This is a genomic window from Rhizorhabdus histidinilytica, assembly GCF_900167915.1.
Lineage (GTDB): Bacteria > Pseudomonadota > Alphaproteobacteria > Sphingomonadales > Sphingomonadaceae > Rhizorhabdus > Rhizorhabdus histidinilytica.
In genome coordinates, this window is sequence record NZ_FUYM01000011.1 from 49,947 (window position 1) to 66,002 (window position 16,056).

The window sequence follows — 16,056 nt, forward strand, 5'->3', positions numbered from 1 at the left end:
AGGGCGGCGTGAGCGTCGCCCTCCCGAGGATCATCATCCATCCTTACCGCGTCAGAAACGGCGGCGCACTTCCAGGCCGATGGTGCGCGGCCGGATCGTCGTCGAACGATCCACGCCGGCCGTCAGGTCGGTATCGAGGAACGGCCGGTTGTCGAACAGATTGTTGATGTACAGCCGAAATTCGGTCTCGCCGTCGCTGATCGAGGCGAAGGCGTTGACCACCTGATAGGCGCCGCGGAATTCGGCCCTGTTCGGGGTCGTGCCCGCCGCGCCGCTCGGATAGAGGATCGCCAGGGTGCGGTTGAACTGGCGGCGCGAGCGGCTCTGATACTGGTACTCGCCGCGGATCTGGCCACGCCAGCCCTCGATCAGCTCGGCGCCGTAGCTCGCATAGCCGCTCAGCATCCATTTCGGCACGGCCAGGACCTGGTCGCCGTCCTCCGCGGTGGTGCCGGGCACCGCCTCGACGATCTTGGCATCGCTGTAGGTGGCGGTGCCGCCGACCTGGAAGGCGCGCGTCAGGTTGATCCGAGCTTCCGCCTCGGCGCCTTTCACATGGGCGGCGCCTGCGTTGCCGGTAAAGGCGAAGCCGCAGCTCGTCAGGTTGATCTGCTGCTGGATCTTCTTCCAGTCGGTGTAGAACAGCGCACCGTTGAACATGATGTTGCCGAACTGGTTCTTGGTACCCAGCTCATAGCTCCACAGATTGTCCGAATCGAAGGTGTCCGGCGCCTTGCTCAGCCCGAGCTGGTTCAGGTCGGCCGCGCACAGCACGGGGTTGATCTGGAAGCGGTTCGGACCGCCGGGGCGGAAACCCTTGGCCGCCGAGGCGTAGATCAGGTTGTCGCGCGTCACCTTGTAGGAGATGCCGAATTTAGGATTGATGCCCTTCTCGTTGCTCCTGCGGCCGATGACCTGGGTGAGGCCGCCGTTGAAGGGGCCGTCGCCCATGATGTCGACCACCTGCTTGATCTGGAACAGGCGCACGCCCGCGGTGACGTCCAGATTGTCGAGCAGCTTGTAGGTCGCTTCGCCGAAGGCGGCGTACTGCTTGGTGATGGTGGTCGTGTCGCCGACATAGCCGACCTCCGTGCCGATCACCGGCGTCGCGCCGGGGGTGGTCGCGATCTGGTACAGATTGTCGTCCTGATGCGAGTAATAGAGACCGGCGATCCAGGTCAGCGGCGCATCGCTGTTCGTCGAGGCGAGACGGAATTCCTGGCTGAAGGTCTTGGTGCGGCTGGCCGACAGGTTATCGCTGGTCAGCCCCAGCAGCGGCGGCACGAGCCCGCCGATGAAGAAGCTGTAGTCGCGCACATAATCCAGCTTGCGGTCGAAATAGGCGGTCAGCGAGGTCGCCTGGACGCCGCCCAGTTCCTTGTTGATGTCGAGGCTGTAGATGCCGGCCTTGTCGGTGGTCGGCTGCGCGATCCGGTAGGAGGAGGTCAGCTTCTTCTCGCCCAGGAAGAACTGGCCCGGATTGTCGAGCTTGTAATGCTGGTAGAAGGCGGCCGGCCGGATCGACCAGCTTTCGTCGGGCTGCCAGAGCAGCGACAGGCGGCCGACATAGGTGTTGGCATCGTTCTGGTTGGAGGCGCTGCGCGTGGAAAGCGCGTTCTGGCGCTGGGGAGTGAAGCCCGGCTCGGTGCTCGAATAGCGCGAGTTGGTGAAGGAGCCGCCGGCGACATTGTCGATATAGCCGCCATCATGGCGGAAGTAGATGCCGCCGCGGACGGCGAGGACATCCTGGACGATCGGCAGGTTCACCACCGCCTCGGCATTGTAGGACATCGACCCGTGCGCGGTGGTGGCCACGCCGGCGGCGGCGCTGCCGCCGACCTCGTCCAGCTTCGGCCGGGCGCTGACATATTTGATCGCGCCGCCCATCGAGCTGCCGCCGTAGAGGGTGCCTTGCGGACCCTTCAGCACCTCCAGCCGCTCCATATCGAAGAATACGGGATCGAACGCGCCGCTGAAGGTGGTGGCGATGGTGACGAGCGAGATGTCGTCGAGGTAGATGCCGACCGTCGGCGCCGAGGCGACGGTGCTGATGCCGCGGATGTTGTAATTGCCGAGGCCGCGCTCGGTGCCGGAGAAGGACAGGCCGGGCACGCTGCGCAGCACGTCCTTGACGTCGACGGCGCCGCGATCGCGCAGCTGGTCGCCCGACAGCGCGTTGACCGAGATCGGAACGTCCTGGAGGCGTTCGCGCGCCTTGCGGGCGGTGACGACGATGTCGCCGCCTTCGCTGGCGTCGCCGGCCGCGACGGCGTCCTGCGCGCGGGCCGGCGCGGCGAGCGCCACGGCGGAGGCGCCGATCGCCAGCAGGACGGGCAGGGAAATGGACTTGGCGAGGGTGGGCTGCATCTTTGGTGTCCCCTTTTGAAGGTCGCGCAGGAATCTTCGTCCATGTCGCGGGTCGACCCTAGACTGCGGAGGGCGGGCCCGGCCGTCCTTTCCGAATCCCCGAAATATCTTTGCAAAAGCCAAAACGACGCTTCGTCCCGAGCCGCCACCGCCGGTTCGGCCCGGCGATTGTGGACAGGGCGGGCCGCCGGCGTGTAGTCTCTCCTCTTTCCAGGGGAGCAGGTTTGAGCGACAATCCGATCCACGATCATGGCGCCATCGATCCGACGCTCGGGTTGATGCTCGACGACGATACCCGGAAATTCCTTGCCGGCCTTCCGCCCGACCCGCTGTCCGGCGCCCGGCGCCTGCCGCGGATGAAGCCGCCCGAGGCGGAGGCTTCGGGCTGGTTCCAGGGCATGACCGTCCGGCCGGGCTTCTCCTTCGTGATGACCGACATCTATCGGGCGCGGAGCAAGGAGGTCACCTTCCTCAGCGACGATCATCTGAAGCTGCACTTCAAGCTCGACGGGCCGAGCGCGATCAGCGGTGCCAGCCGGGAGAACATGACGGTCGAGCCCGGCGTGATGGCCTTCCTGGTCCAGCCGCCGCGCACCGTGAAATATGAGGTGGTGCGCGAGGATGCGCGGCTGCGCTGCATCACCATGGCGTGCAGCCGCGAATTCGCCGGGCAGCTCCTGTCCCCCGGCGACGGTGACCTGCCCGCGCCGATCGTCGAATATCTCAAGGGCCCGGCCTCGCGCTTCGCGCATGACTATATGCCGCTGCCGCCGCAGCTCCGCGCGCTGGTCGAGGAGATGATGGCCCTGCAGGGCGATTCGCTCGGCCAGCTGATGCTGGAGGCGAAGGCGCTCGAACTGCTCTACCTGGCGCTCCGGCAATTGTCGGGGACCAGCGCCGCCGCCCCGCGCGAGCGCGACCGCCGCAAGGTGCGGCAATTGTGTGCGCTGCTCGACAGCAAGGAAGGCGGCGCGATGAACATCGCCCAGCTCTGCCGCGAACTCGCCTGGAACGAGACGCAGATGATGGAGAGCTTCAAGCAGATCACCGGCACGACGATCGCCAGCTACCGCCAGCGGCAGCGCATGGAGCAGGCGTTGCGCCAGTTGCGCACCACCGACCTGTCGATCACCGAGATCGCGTTCGACGCCGGCTATGAGCATCCGAGCAATTTCGCCACCGCGTTCAAGCGAACCTTCGGCTTTTCCCCGCGGGCCGGACGCGCCAGCCTGAACTGAGGGGCGGAGACCGGGGCGAAATGGGGATATCCATAAGATTGCCGGGGCCACGCATAGGTTTCCGGGCCGGCTTTGCCCCAGCCTTTCCCGCCAACGATCCATCCTTCCCGACGCCCCCCTGAACCAGCGGAGACCCACGTGATCCTGCGCAACGCCTTCCTTGCCGCCACCCTGCTGATGTCGACCGCGACCTCGGCGATCGCCGCGACGACGATCGTCCATGCCGGCCGACTGATCGACGGCACCGGCGGCGCCCCGCGCGATCGCGTGTCGATCGTCATCGACGATGACCGCATCCGCGCGGTCGAGCCCGGCTTCGTCGAGGCGCGCGCGGGCGAGACGGTGGTGGACCTGTCGAACCGCACCGTCCTGCCCGGCCTGATCGACTGCCACGTCCACATCACCCAGGCCTTCCATCCCGGCGATCCGATCCGCAAGGCGGTGACGCGCTCCTCCTATGACGACCTGATCGACGGGGTGAAGGACGTGCGCGCGACGCTGCTCGCCGGCTTCACCTCGATCCGCAGCGTCGGCGACTCGACCGCCGCGGTGGTCGCGCTCAAGAAGGCGGTGGCCGACGGGTCGATCCCTGGTCCGCGCATGTGGGTGGCGGGCGAGGCGCTGGGCCCGACCGGCGGCCACAGCGATCCCGCCAACGGCCTGATCCCCGACATCGCCGAGCTGCCGCACGCGCGCGACGCGGTGATCGACAGCCCCGAGGAGGCCCGCCAGACGGTCCGCCGGCTCAAGCGCGAGGGCGCCGACGTCGTCAAGATCATGCCGTCGGGCGGCGTCATGTCGATCGGCGACGATCCCAATCTCCAGCTCATGCAGGACGACGAGATCAAGGCGGTGATCGACACCGCCCACAGCCTCGACATGAAGGTCGCCGCGCACGCCCATGGCAAGCAGGCGATAGACCATGCGATCGGGCTGGGGGTCGATTCGATAGAACATGGTAGCTTCGCCGACGCGCAGAGCTATAAGCTGTTCAAGCAGCACGGCACCTATCTGGTCCCGACCCTGCTGGTCGGCCAGCGCGTCTACGAGACCGCCAAGGCGCACCCCGAGCGGCTCAACCCCTCGACCGCGCAGAAGGCGCTCGCGATCGCCCCGATGCTCCAGAAGAACACCCATGACGCGCACGCCGCGGGCGTGAAGATCGCCTTCGGCACCGACACCTTCGGCCTGTCGGCGCATGGCGAGAACGCGCAGGAGTTCAAGCTGCTGGTCGCCGCCGGCCTGTCGCCGATGGAGGCGATCGAGACCGCGACCGGCCATGCCGCCGATCTGCTGGGCAGCAAGGACGTCGGCCTCGTCCAGCCGGGACGCTTTGCCGACCTGATCGCGGTGACCGGCGATCCGCTGAAGGACGTCGCCGCGCTCGAACAGGTCGATTTCGTCATGAAGGGCGGCGATGTCGTCAAGGCGGACGGCAAGCCGGTCTCCTGACGCGGCCCGCGCGTCCGTCGAGTTCGGCATTGGATATCGCCGCGCGATCCGTTAGGAGAGGCGCGATGTTTCGTGCGCTCGCCCTGTTCCTGGCGGCCTTCGCGCTGCTCCTGTCGCCGGTCCTGATGGCCGACGCGGGTGCGGCGATGCCGGCGGCCGAGCCGGTGGCGATGACGATGGACGTGCATTGCGCGGGCATGCTGCCCGGCAAGCCGGACGGCAAGAACAGCCTGAAGATCGATTGTGCGGCGGCCTGCTCGGCGCTGCATGCCAGCGCGCCGTTCATCGTGCGGGCGCCGTCGATTCGGCGGCGTGCCGCCGGCGATGCTGCGCGTCGCCCAGCTCGACGGCGTCGACCTCGCCCGCGAGACGCCCCCTCCCCGAAACGCTCCCGAGATCTGAACACACATCTCAGGAGACTATCGATGAAGCTTATCATGACCGCGATCGCGCTGGCGATCGCCGCTCCCGCGGCTGCGCAGACCGCCGCCGATCCCCACGCCCAGCATGCCGGCCATGCGGACGCCAAGCCCGCCGACACGGCGAAGGGCTGCTGCGACAAGATGGCGGCGAAGCAAGGCAAGGATTGCTGCGACAAGGCCAAGGGCGGCGACTGCTGCGACAAGGCCAAGGACGCGGCCGCATCCGCAACCGACACGCACGATCATTGACGTGCGGGGGAGGGGACGGCGCGCCGTCCCCTCCCATTCGTTACACGCCTTGGAAGGCGAACAGGACATTCGATCATGAACCGATCATGGGACCGGCGCGCGATGTTGCGCGCCGGCATATTGGGCGCGACGGCAGCCGGGCTGGGCCAATGGCCGGCCTGGGCCAGGACCGGGACGCCCGGAATCGCCGACCCCCTGCCCGAAGAGTCGGGCGGGGACATCCACCTGCGCATCGGCCAGGCGACAATGCGCATCGACGGCCGCGACCGGCTGGCGATCGGCATCAACGGCGGCGCGCCGGCACCGATCCTGCGGCTGCGCGAGGGGCGGCCCGTCCGCATCCGCGTCGACAACACACTGGACGAGGAGACCTCGCTCCACTGGCACGGGCTGATCCTGCCCTTCCAGATGGACGGGGTGCCGGGCGTCTCCTTCCCCGGCATCGCGCCGCGATCGACCTTCACCTACGAGTTCCCGGTCGTCCAGGCGGGCACCTATTGGTATCACAGCCATTCGGGGCTGCAGGAGCAGCTCGGCCTCTACGGTCCGATCGTGATCGATCCGGCCGGGGCCGATCCGATCGCCAGCGACCGCCAGCACGTCGTGATGCTGTCGGACCACAGCCGGCTTCCGCCGCATGTGATCTTCCGCAAGCTCAAGCAGGAGCCCGGCTACTTCAACATGCAGCGGCAGACGCTGGCGGGCCTGCTGGCGGGCCGCGACCAGGGGCTGAAGGACCGGCTCGATTGGGGCGCGATGCGGATGGACCCGACCGACATCTCCGACGTCACCGGCAGCACCTACGACTATCTGGTCAACGGCCATGGCCCGCGCGACAACTGGACCGCGCTGTTCCGGCCGGGCGAGCGGGTGCGGCTGCGGCTGGTCAACGCCTCGGCGATGACGATCTTCAACGTCCGCATCCCGGGGCTGAAGCTGACGGTGGTGCAGGCCGACGGGCTGGATGTCCGCCCGGTTACCGTCGACGAGCTGCAGATCGCCGTCGCCGAGACCTATGACGTGATCGTCGAGCCGGCCGAGGACCGCGCCTATACGATCGTCGGCGAGGCTGTCGATCGTTCGGGCATGGCCCGCGCGACCCTCGCGCCGCGCCTCGGCATGGCCGCGGAGGTGCCGCCGCTGCGCCGCCGCCCGGTCGCCGACATGACCGACATGGGCATGGACATGAGCGGCATGGAAGGCTTCGAGATGGACATGTCGATGCGCAACCCGGCCAACGCCCCGTCGGTGGCGATGGGCCCCGGCGTGCAGACCATCTCGCCGATGCCGAAGGACCGGACCGGCGAGCCGGGGCAGGGCCTCGCCGACGTCGGGCACAAAGTTCTGGTCTATCGCGACCTCGTCGCGCGCGACCGCAATCCCGACGTGCGCGCGCCGACGCGCTCGATCGACGTCCACCTGACCGGGAACATGGAGCGCTACATGTGGTCGTTCGACGGCAAGACGCTGTCGGAGGCGCGCGATCCGATACCGATCAGGGTGGGTGAACGGGTGCGGGTGAACCTGATCAACGACACGATGATGGCGCACCCGATCCACCTGCACGGCCATTTCTTCGAGCTGGTCACCGGCCATGGCGACCATTCGCCGCGCAAGCACACCGTCAACGTCGCGCCGGGCGGCCTGGTCAGCTTCGATGTCACCGGGGTCGAGGGCGACTGGGCCTTCCACTGCCATATGCTCTACCACATGCACGCCGGGATGATGCGCGTCGTGCAGGTGCGGGCCGAGGGAGGCGCGGCATGAAGGCGCTCCTTCTCATCGCCCTGCCGGGCCTCGCGCTCGCCGCGCCGGCCTTCGCGCAGCATGCGCATCATCATGGACCCGGCATGGCGATGCCAGCACCGGCGGCGTCGGCTCCCCAGCCAGAGCAGACCGATCCACATGCCGGCCACAACATGACCCCGGCACCGGAGCCGGAGCCGGCGCCGGCGCCGGCAGATCCGCATGCGCACCATCGCCAAGCGCCGGCGCCCGCCCCGGCCGCCGATGCGACGGGCACCGACCTGCCAGCCGGGAGCGCGCCGCCCCCGCCGGTGCAGCGCGATCGCCTGGCCGATCGCTTCTGGGGCGCGGAGGCGATGGCGCCCGCGCAGGCGCACATGCTCCACGAACACGGCTCGATGCCGCAGCGGCAGGTGATCCTCAACCTGCTCGAGCGGCAGTTCCGCGACGGCCGCGACGGCTATCGCTGGGACGGGCAGGCCTGGTTCGGCGGCGACATCGACCGTTTCCTGCTCACCACCGAGGGCGAGGCGACACGGGGCGAGGGCGTCGAGGCGGGCGAGGTGCAGGCGCTCTGGTCGCACGCGCTCGATCCCTATTGGAACCTGCAGGCGGGCGTCCGGCAGGATGTCCAGCGCGGGCCCGACCGAAGCTATGCGACGGTTGGTGTCGAGGGGCTCGCCCCCTATTGGTTCGACCTGGAGGCGCGGCTGTTCCTGTCGAACAAGGGTGACCTGCTCGCCCGGCTCGAAGGGCACTACGACCAGCGCATCACCCAGCGCCTTGTCCTCCAGCCGCGGGTGGAGGTCGAGCTGTCGGCGCAGGACGTGCCCGAAAGCGGCATCGGATCGGGCCTGTCGACGATCGAGGCCGGGCTGCGGCTGCGTTACGAGATCGTCCGTGAGTTCGCCCCCTATGTCGGCTTCAACTGGGAAAGGCGGTTCGGCGACACGGCCCGCTACGCCCGGCTGGCCGGCGAGGACGTGACCTCGAAGGGCGTCGTCGCGGGCATCCGCTTCTGGTTCTGACCCAAAGGGAGCGGGCGGGGCGCGATGCCCCGCCCACCCGAGGGACTCGCAGGCCGGAGGAACAGGGAGCGGTTGCGAGGGGTGCGCTCCCTTCGCCCGGACCACCGTGAAGTTTCGAGACGGATAGCCGCCCCGCCGGATAAGTTTCGCGTAAAGCGCCGGAAGCGTGCGCGCGGCGCGAACAGCATTTGACGCTTTTCGAGGGCAGGGCTAAAGGCTGCTCACCACGGGCCGTACGGCCGCTGGGCACCGATGAGCGGGCGTAGCATAGTGGTAATGCTCCAGCCTTCCAAGCTGGCTAGGAGGGTTCGATTCCCTTCGCCCGCTCCATCGATACGTCAGCTTCTTCGTGAATGACGCAGGGTCAGCCCGGCCATGATTGACTTTGTCCGATCATGTACTATTTGAAGTTACATGAAGCGCGACAGTCGATTATCAGGCGTGCTCCATGTGCTGTTGCACATGGCGGAACAGGACGGCCCCGTGACCTCGGAGGTGCTGGCGAAGGCGATGGACACCAATCCGGTCGTCGTCCGCCGGGTCATGGCGGGGTTGCGCGAGCAGGGGCTGGTCCGGTCGGAAAAGGGCCATGGCGGCGGCTGGACGATCGCCCGGCCGCTCGACGGCATCACGCTTCGGGACATTTACGACGCGTTGGGCGGTCCCTCGCTGCTGGCGATGGGGCATCGGACCGAGGCGCCGGGCTGCCTGGTCGAGCAGGCGGTCAACGCGGCGCTCGGACGGGCCTTCCACGATGCCGAGGGGCTGCTGCTCGCGCGTTTCGGGGAGGTCACGCTGGCGATGCTCAGCGCCGATTTCCACGCACGCATGACGGCCCGTCCACTGGGCCGCAAGGAGATCGACCATGGCTGAAGACGGTGCGCTGGATTTCATGAAGGGCTTCCGGGACGCGGAGAAGGTCGCCCAATATCCGGACGGCCCGCGCCGCTTCGTGCCGGGGCTGGAGGCGGTCCACCGCATGACCGGCCTTCTGCTGGCCGAGCGGGTGCCCGACGACGGCCGCGTCCTGGTGCTTGGCGCAGGCGGTGGACTGGAATTGAAGGCACTGGCCGAGGCGCATCCGGGCTGGAGCTTCGTCGGCGTCGATCCGGCGGCGGAGATGCTCGCCCTCGCCGAACGCAGGTTGGGGCCGCTGATGGAGCGGGTCGAACTGGTCGAGGGCTATATCGACGATGCGCCCGCCGGGCCGTTCGACGGGGCGACCTGCCTGCTGACGCTCCATTTCCTCGACGCCGAGGAGCGCTGCCGCACCGCCGCCGCGATCCGCGAGCGGCTGCATCCGGGCGCGCCCTTCGTCGCGATGCACGGCAGTTTCCCGCAAGGGAAGGGCGAACGCGCGCTCTGGCTGTCGCGCTACGCGGCCTTCGCGGTCTCGTCGGGGGTCGATCCCGCGCTGGCGGAGAATGCCCGCGATTCGGTCGACCGCGCCGTCAACATGTTCACACCCGAGCAGGACGAGACGATCCTGCGCGCGGCGGGTTTCGCCGATCTGAGCCTGTTCTACGCGGCCTTCACCTGGCGCGGCTGGGTCGGCACGGCGTGAGGCTCAGCCTTCCGCCTTCTCCACCCGAACCAGCATGGCGCCCTCGCTCACCTGGCCGCCGACGCTGGCCTTGAGTTCGGCGACGATGCCGTCGAACGGAGCGAGCATCGCCTGCTCCATCTTCATCGCTTCGAGCACCAGCAGCTTCTGGCCCTTGGTCACGGCGTCGCCCTCGGCGACCTCGACCGCGATCACCTTGCCCGGCATCGGCGCCAGCAGCGCGCCGTCGGACACGGCCCCGCCGCCGCCGGCATGGTCGGCGCGCGGCGCTTCGATCGGCCAGGCCTCGCCGTCGAGGAACAGCAGCGTCTCGCCGCCCACCGCGCGCAGCTTGCCGCCGGCCGCGCCATCGTCGAGCGCGACGAGATGGCTGTGTCCCGCCACCTCGACCTCGACCCGCCGCTCGGCCGTCGCATTGGTGCGGAAGCCGGTCAGGCTGGTCCAGGCGCCGGCGCCCTCGGGCAGCAGCGCGCGGGCCGCGGCTTGCTGCACCGCTTCCGAGGGCTCGGCGGGGGGAACGAGCCGGTCGGCGTGTCGTTCGATGAAGCCGGTGTCGACATGGCCGGCGACGAAATCGGGATCGGCCGCCGCGCGCGCCAGGAAGGCGGCGTTGGTGCGGACCGGCCAGACCTCGACCCGCGCTGCCGCCTGGGCCAGCTTCGCCGCCGCCGCCGGGCGGCTCGGCGCCGCGACGATCAGCTTGGCGATCATCGGATCATAATAGGGCGACACCTCGCCGCCCTCCTCGACGCCGCTGTCGACGCGGATGCCGCGCGGCAGGCGCAGCCGGGTGAGCGGGCCGGTCGACGGCAGGAAGCCGTTCGACGGATTCTCGGCATAGAGCCGCGCCTCCATCGCCCAGCCGTTGATCGAGAGCTGCTCCTGCGTCTTGGGCAGCGGCTCGCCCGAGGCGACGCGGAGCTGCCATTCGACCAGGTCCTGGCCGGTGATCGCCTCGGTCACCGGATGCTCGACCTGCAGCCGAGTGTTCATCTCCATGAACCAGATACGATCGGCGCGCAGCCCCTCGGAGGCATCGGCGATGAACTCGATCGTGCCCGCGCCGACATAGTCGACCGCCTTGGCCGCCTTGACCGCCGCCTCGCAGACGGCGGCGCGGGTGGCCGCGTCCATGCCGGGGGCGGGGGCCTCCTCGATCACCTTCTGGTGGCGGCGCTGGAGCGAGCAGTCGCGTTCGAACAGGTGGACGACATGGCCGTGCCGGTCGCCGAACACCTGCACCTCGATGTGCCGCGGGCCGAGGATGTACTTCTCGATCAGCACGCGGTCGTCGCCGAAGGAGGAGGCCGCCTCGCGCTGGCAGGACAGGAGCGCGTCGGCGAAGTCTTCCGGGCGGTCGACCTTGCGCATGCCCTTGCCGCCGCCGCCGGCGACCGCCTTGATCAGTACCGGATAGCCGATCCGGTCGGCCTCGGCCTTGAGATGGGCGGGATCCTGGTCCTCGCCCATATAGCCGGGCGTGACCGGCACGCCCGCCTCGACCATCAGCTTCTTGGCGGCGTCCTTCAGGCCCATGGCGCGGATCGAATGGGCGGGCGCGCCGACCCAGACGAGGCCGGCGGCCCCCACGGCCTCGGCGAACTCGGCATTTTCCGAGAGGAAGCCGTAGCCGGGGTGGATCGCCTCGGCGCCGGTTGCCTTCGCGGCCTCCAGGATCTTCGCCTGGACCAGATAGGATTCGCGCGCCGGCGCCGGGCCTATGCAGACCGCCTCGTCCGCCTCGCGCACGAAGGGCATGGCGGCGTCAACGTCCGAATGCACCGCGACGGTGCGGATGCCCATCTTCCGCGCGGTGCGGATGATGCGGCGGGCGATCTCGCCGCGATTGGCGATAAGGAGCGAGCGGATCATAGGGCCTTCCCCTGGGATGTGCAGAACCCGTCATGCTGAACGTGTTTCAGCATCCACCAGGCCACGGGAGCCTGCCTGCGTTGAAGGGTGGATCCTGAAACAAGTTCAGGATGACGACCGGGGAGAAGATCGGTCCCCTTCCCCGTTCCGGGGAGGAATTTTGGGTTTCGATCGGCCATATTCACATCCGGAACACGCCGAACTCCGCGCGATCGGGGATCGGGGCGTTCAGCGTGGTGGCGAGGGCGAGGCCGAGGACATCGCGGGTCTGGGCGGGGTCGATGATCCCGTCGTCCCACATCCGCGCCGTCGCATAATAGGGATTGCCCTCGTCCTCATATTTCTGGCGGATCGGCGCCTTGAAGGCCTCGGCCTGCTCGGGCGTCCAGCTGTCTGCGTCGCGGTGGACGGTGGCCAGCACCGACGCCGCCTGCTCGCCGCCCATCACGCTGATCCGCGCATTGGGCCAGGTGAACAGGAAGCGCGGCTGATAGGCGCGGCCGCACATGCCGTAATTGCCGGCGCCGAAGCTGCCGCCGATCAGCACGGTGATCTTGGGCACGCTGGCGGTGGCGACGGCGGTCACCAGCTTGGCGCCGTTCTTGGCGATGCCCTCCGCCTCGTACTTGCCGCCGACCATGAAGCCCGAGATGTTCTGGAGGAACAGCAGCGGCACCCGGCGCTGACAGGCGAGCTCGATGAAATGCGCGCCCTTGAGCGCGCTTTCGGAGAAGAGCACGCCATTATTGGCGAGGATCGCCACCGGCTGGCCCCAGATATGGGCGAAGCCGCAGACCAGCGTGGTGCCGTAGAGCGGCTTGAACTCGTGCAGCTCCGATCCGTCGACGATCCGCGCGATCACCTCGTGCACGTCATAGGGAGCGCGGACGTCCTGCGGCACGATGCCGTAAAGTTCGGCCGGGTCGAACAGCGGCGCCCTGGGATCGGCCCGGTTGACCGGCGTGGGGGACGGCGGCTGCAACGTCGCGACGATATCGCGCACGATCAGCAGCGCGTGCTCGTCATTCTCGGCGAGATGGTCGACCACGCCCGACCTGCGCGCGTGCAGGTCGCCGCCGCCGAGGTCCTCGGCGGTGATCACCTCGCCGGTCGCGGCCTTCACCAGCGGCGGGCCGGCGAGGAAGATCGTGCCCTGGTTGCGCACGATCACGGTCTCGTCCGACATGGCGGGGACATAGGCGCCGCCCGCCGTGCAGCTTCCCATGACGCAGGCGATCTGGGGAATGCCCTCGGCAGACATCTGCGCCTGGTTGAAGAAGATGCGGCCGAAATGGTCGCGATCGGGGAATACCTCCGCCTGGTGGGGCAGGTTGGCGCCGCCCGAATCGACCAGGTAGATGCAGGGAAGCCGGTTCTCGCGTGCGATTTCCTGCGCGCGCAGATGCTTCTTTACCGTCATCGGGAAATAGGCGCCGCCCTTCACCGTCGGGTCATTGGCGACGATCATGCAATGGCGGCCCCGGACGCTGCCGATGCCGGCGATCATGCCCGCGCCGGGCGGGCCGCCTTCCTTGTCGTACATGCCGTTGGCGGCGAGCTGGCCGATCTCGAGGAAGGGGGAACCCGGATCGAGCAGCCGATGCACGCGGTCGCGCGGCAGCAACTTGCCGCGCGCGACATGGCGCTCGCGATGCGCCTCCGATCCGCCCAGCGCGGCGGCGGCGACACGGGCGCGCAACTCGTCGGCCAGCGCGCGGTTATGCGCGGCGTTGGCGGCGAAAGCTTCCGAAGCGGTGTCCGCGAGGGTCGTGAGCCGAGTCATAGCCCCCCCTCCCTTTCAAGGGAGGGGTGGGTGCGAGCGCAGCGAGCCTGCTCCATCGTTCCGTAGAACTCCGCAAAGGGCATCGAGCCCTTTGCTCCGTCACCCACCCCTACGCCCCTCCCTTGAAAGGGAGGGGGAGTGACGTGCGGCCTCACGCCACGCCCCCGATGACTTCCCGGCCGATCAGCATGCGGCGGATCTCGTTGGTGCCGGCGCCGATGTCGAGCAGCTTGGCGTCGCGCATGTAGCGCTCGACCGGCCAGTCCTTGGTGTAGCCCGCGCCGCCCAGCGCCTGGACCGCCTCGTTGGCGACCTTCACCGCATTTTCGCTGGCGAGCAGGATCGCGCCCGCCGCGTCGAAGCGGGTCGTCCGCCCGGCGTCGCAATTCTTCGCCACCGCATAGACATAGGCGCGCGCCGAATTGAGCGCGACATACATGTCCGCGACCTTGGCCTGCATGAGCTGGAAGGCGCCGATCGGCTGGCCGAACTGCTTGCGGTCGCGGACATAGGGGAGGACCGTGTCGAGGCAGGCCTGCATGATGCCGAGCTGGATGCCGGCGAGCACGGTCCGCTCATAGTCGAGCCCCGACATCAGCACGCCCACGCCGCCGCCGACCGGGCCCATGACGTTCTCCTCGGGCACCTCACAATCGTCGAACACCAGCTCGGCGGTCGGCGATCCGCGCATGCCGACCTTGTCGATCTTCTGCCCGATCGAGAAACCCTTGAAGTCCTTCTCGATGATGAAGGTGGTGATCCCGCGCGATCCCTCGCCGGTCTTGGCGTAGACGACCAGCGTGTCGGCATAGGTCGCGTTGGTGATCCAGAATTTGGTGCCGTTGAGGACGTAGCGGTCGCCCTTCTTCTCGGCGCGCAGCTTCATCGAGACGACGTCGGAGCCGGCCCCCGCCTCCGACATGGCGAGGCTGCCGACATGCTCGCCCGAGATCAGCTTGGGGAGGTAGCGGGCCTTCTGCTCGGCGGTCGCCCAGCGACGGATCTGGTTGACGCACAGGTTCGAATGGGCGCCGTAGCTCAGCCCGATCGACGCCGAGGCGCGGGCGACCTCCTCCTGGGCCACGACATGTTCGAGATAGCCGAGGCCGAGGCCACCATCGGCTTCGTCCACCGTGATGCCGTGCAGGCCGAGCGCGCCCATCTCGGGCCAGATCTCACGCGGGAACCAGTCGTCCGCGTCGATCTTCGCCGCGATCGGGGCGATCCGGTCGGCGGCGAAGCGCGCCGTCGTGTCGCGGATCGCATCCGCCATCTCGCCCAGCGCGAAGTCGAAATCTGCCATGGCACCCTCTCCGATATTCCGAACCATCCTGATAATTCAGTCGCGTCCATAAGAAAAATTGAAAGCGATGAGGGAACATCATAGACCCCATCTATGGTGGACCGCTATCTGCTCCGTTACTTCCTGGCCGTGATCGACCAGGGCAATTTCTCCAAGGCGGCGGCGTCATGCAACGTTTCGCAGCCGACCCTGTCGGCCGGCATCGCCAAGCTCGAAACCCTGCTCGGCCGTCCTTTGTTCATTCGCACCAACCGGCGGGTAGAGCTGACTGCGGCAGCGGTCGACCTTGCCGGCCATGCGCGGCGGATAGAGGCCGAGTTCGCGGCCGCCGAACGCGCGGTGCAGTCGGCGGCCGCGCCGGCGACGGTGCGGCTCGGCATACTCGGATCGATCCCGGCGGCGTGGATCGAGGATTATGTCGCGCGGCTGCGCGATGGCGGCGGCGGCGAGCGGGTCGAACTGATCGAGGGGCGCGAGCGCGAACTGGCCGAGCGGCTGGCGCGCGGCAATATGGACGTCGCGCTGACTATCCTGCGCGGCGACAGCCGGCTGCCGGCTGAGCGGCTGCTGACCGAGGGCTATGCGCTGGCGATGGCGGCGACCCACCGGCTCGCCGACCGGGACGTGATCGACGGTGCGGAACTGGCCGGTGAGCCGATGATCGTCCGTCGCCATTGCGAACTGCTGTCGGACACCAGCCGCTATTTCACCGCGCGCGGCGTCCGCCCCTTCTTCCCGGCGCGCGTCACCAGCGACGATCGCGCGCTGCGCCTCGTCCGCGCCGGGCTGGGCGTGACGGTGATGCCGGAGAGCTTCCACGCGCCCGGCGTGGTGCGCCCGCGCCTGGCCGATTTCGCCTTCACCCGCGACATCGGGCTGCTGTTCGGCGAGCATGCCGGCCGGGCCGTGCGCGACCGGCCGGCGATCCGAATCCTCGTCGACCTGATCGAAAGCCGACCGGTCGACGGATTCGCGCGGCGCGGCGTGTAGGATCGGGGTCGTCGGCTCCGTCCTTGTCTTGCGGATGCGCTA

At 68.4% G+C, this 16,056-nt stretch carries 12 protein-coding genes and 1 tRNA gene; 9 read left to right on the forward strand and 4 right to left on the reverse strand.

All coding sequences use genetic code 11. From position 1 onward, the window contains the following. Positions 1 to 51: 51 nt before the first annotated feature. Entirely contained in the window at positions 52 to 2,367 is a 2,316-nt protein-coding gene (locus B5X82_RS20625) for a TonB-dependent receptor (protein WP_079650060.1), read from the reverse strand. A 224-nt stretch (positions 2,368 to 2,591) separates the two neighbouring features. On the opposite strand from B5X82_RS20625, the gene B5X82_RS20630 reads away from it, so the two are divergent. The 8 genes from B5X82_RS20630 (at position 2,592) to B5X82_RS20670 (ending at position 10,066) form a co-directional block, all read left to right on the forward strand. Next, positions 2,592 to 3,605 (forward strand): helix-turn-helix domain-containing protein, encoded by a 1,014-nt coding sequence (locus tag B5X82_RS20630; RefSeq protein ID WP_079650061.1) that lies wholly within the window; start codon positions 2,592 to 2,594, stop codon positions 3,603 to 3,605. A gap of 72 nt (positions 3,606 to 3,677) precedes the next feature. Further along, on the forward strand, positions 3,678 to 5,057 hold the full coding sequence (locus B5X82_RS20635; RefSeq protein ID WP_079650062.1) for an amidohydrolase family protein: 1,380 nt from the start codon (positions 3,678 to 3,680) through the stop codon (positions 5,055 to 5,057). A 65-nt stretch (positions 5,058 to 5,122) separates the two neighbouring features. Further along, complete coding sequence (locus B5X82_RS27095) at positions 5,123 to 5,728, forward strand: hypothetical protein (RefSeq protein WP_235862751.1); 606 nt, start codon at positions 5,123 to 5,125, stop codon at positions 5,726 to 5,728. A 75-nt stretch (positions 5,729 to 5,803) separates the two neighbouring features. Continuing rightward, positions 5,804 to 7,495 carry a copper resistance system multicopper oxidase gene (locus B5X82_RS20650; protein WP_079650064.1) on the forward strand — a complete coding sequence of 564 codons (1,692 nt, stop codon included), beginning with the start codon at positions 5,804 to 5,806 and terminating at the stop codon, positions 7,493 to 7,495. Continuing rightward, a complete protein-coding gene (locus tag B5X82_RS20655) occupies positions 7,492 to 8,502 on the forward strand; it encodes a copper resistance protein B (protein ID WP_079650065.1) in 1,011 nt (336 codons plus the stop codon). Before B5X82_RS20650 ends, B5X82_RS20655 begins: the two co-directional genes overlap by 4 nt. Before the next feature lie 256 nt (positions 8,503 to 8,758). After that, a tRNA-Gly gene (locus B5X82_RS20660) sits at positions 8,759 to 8,832 on the forward strand. A gap of 84 nt (positions 8,833 to 8,916) precedes the next feature. Then, positions 8,917 to 9,375: an RrF2 family transcriptional regulator gene (locus tag B5X82_RS20665; protein WP_079650066.1), complete on the forward strand. Its 459-nt coding sequence runs from the start codon at positions 8,917 to 8,919 to the stop codon at positions 9,373 to 9,375. After that, positions 9,368 to 10,066 (forward strand): class I SAM-dependent methyltransferase, encoded by a 699-nt coding sequence (locus B5X82_RS20670; RefSeq protein ID WP_079650067.1) that lies wholly within the window; start codon positions 9,368 to 9,370, stop codon positions 10,064 to 10,066. Before B5X82_RS20665 ends, B5X82_RS20670 begins: the two co-directional genes overlap by 8 nt. A gap of 3 nt (positions 10,067 to 10,069) precedes the next feature. Here B5X82_RS20670 and B5X82_RS20675 read toward each other — a convergent pair whose 3' ends face one another. From B5X82_RS20675 to B5X82_RS20685, 3 genes are all read right to left on the reverse strand, one after another. After that, positions 10,070 to 11,938 carry an acetyl-CoA carboxylase biotin carboxylase subunit gene (locus tag B5X82_RS20675; RefSeq protein ID WP_079650068.1) on the reverse strand — a complete coding sequence of 623 codons (1,869 nt, stop codon included), beginning with the start codon at positions 11,936 to 11,938 and terminating at the stop codon, positions 10,070 to 10,072. A 181-nt stretch (positions 11,939 to 12,119) separates the two neighbouring features. Beyond that, a complete protein-coding gene (locus tag B5X82_RS20680) occupies positions 12,120 to 13,721 on the reverse strand; it encodes a carboxyl transferase domain-containing protein (RefSeq protein ID WP_079650069.1) in 1,602 nt (533 codons plus the stop codon). Between the two features lie 151 nt (positions 13,722 to 13,872). After that, positions 13,873 to 15,024: an acyl-CoA dehydrogenase family protein gene (locus B5X82_RS20685; protein ID WP_079650070.1), complete on the reverse strand. Its 1,152-nt coding sequence runs from the start codon at positions 15,022 to 15,024 to the stop codon at positions 13,873 to 13,875. Between the two features lie 93 nt (positions 15,025 to 15,117). On the opposite strand from B5X82_RS20685, the gene B5X82_RS20690 reads away from it, so the two are divergent. Then, the gene (locus B5X82_RS20690) at positions 15,118 to 16,014 is read left to right on the forward strand and encodes a LysR family transcriptional regulator (RefSeq protein ID WP_079650071.1); all 897 of its coding nucleotides are present in this window, start codon (positions 15,118 to 15,120) and stop codon (positions 16,012 to 16,014) included. The last annotated feature ends 42 nt before the right edge of the window (positions 16,015 to 16,056 follow it).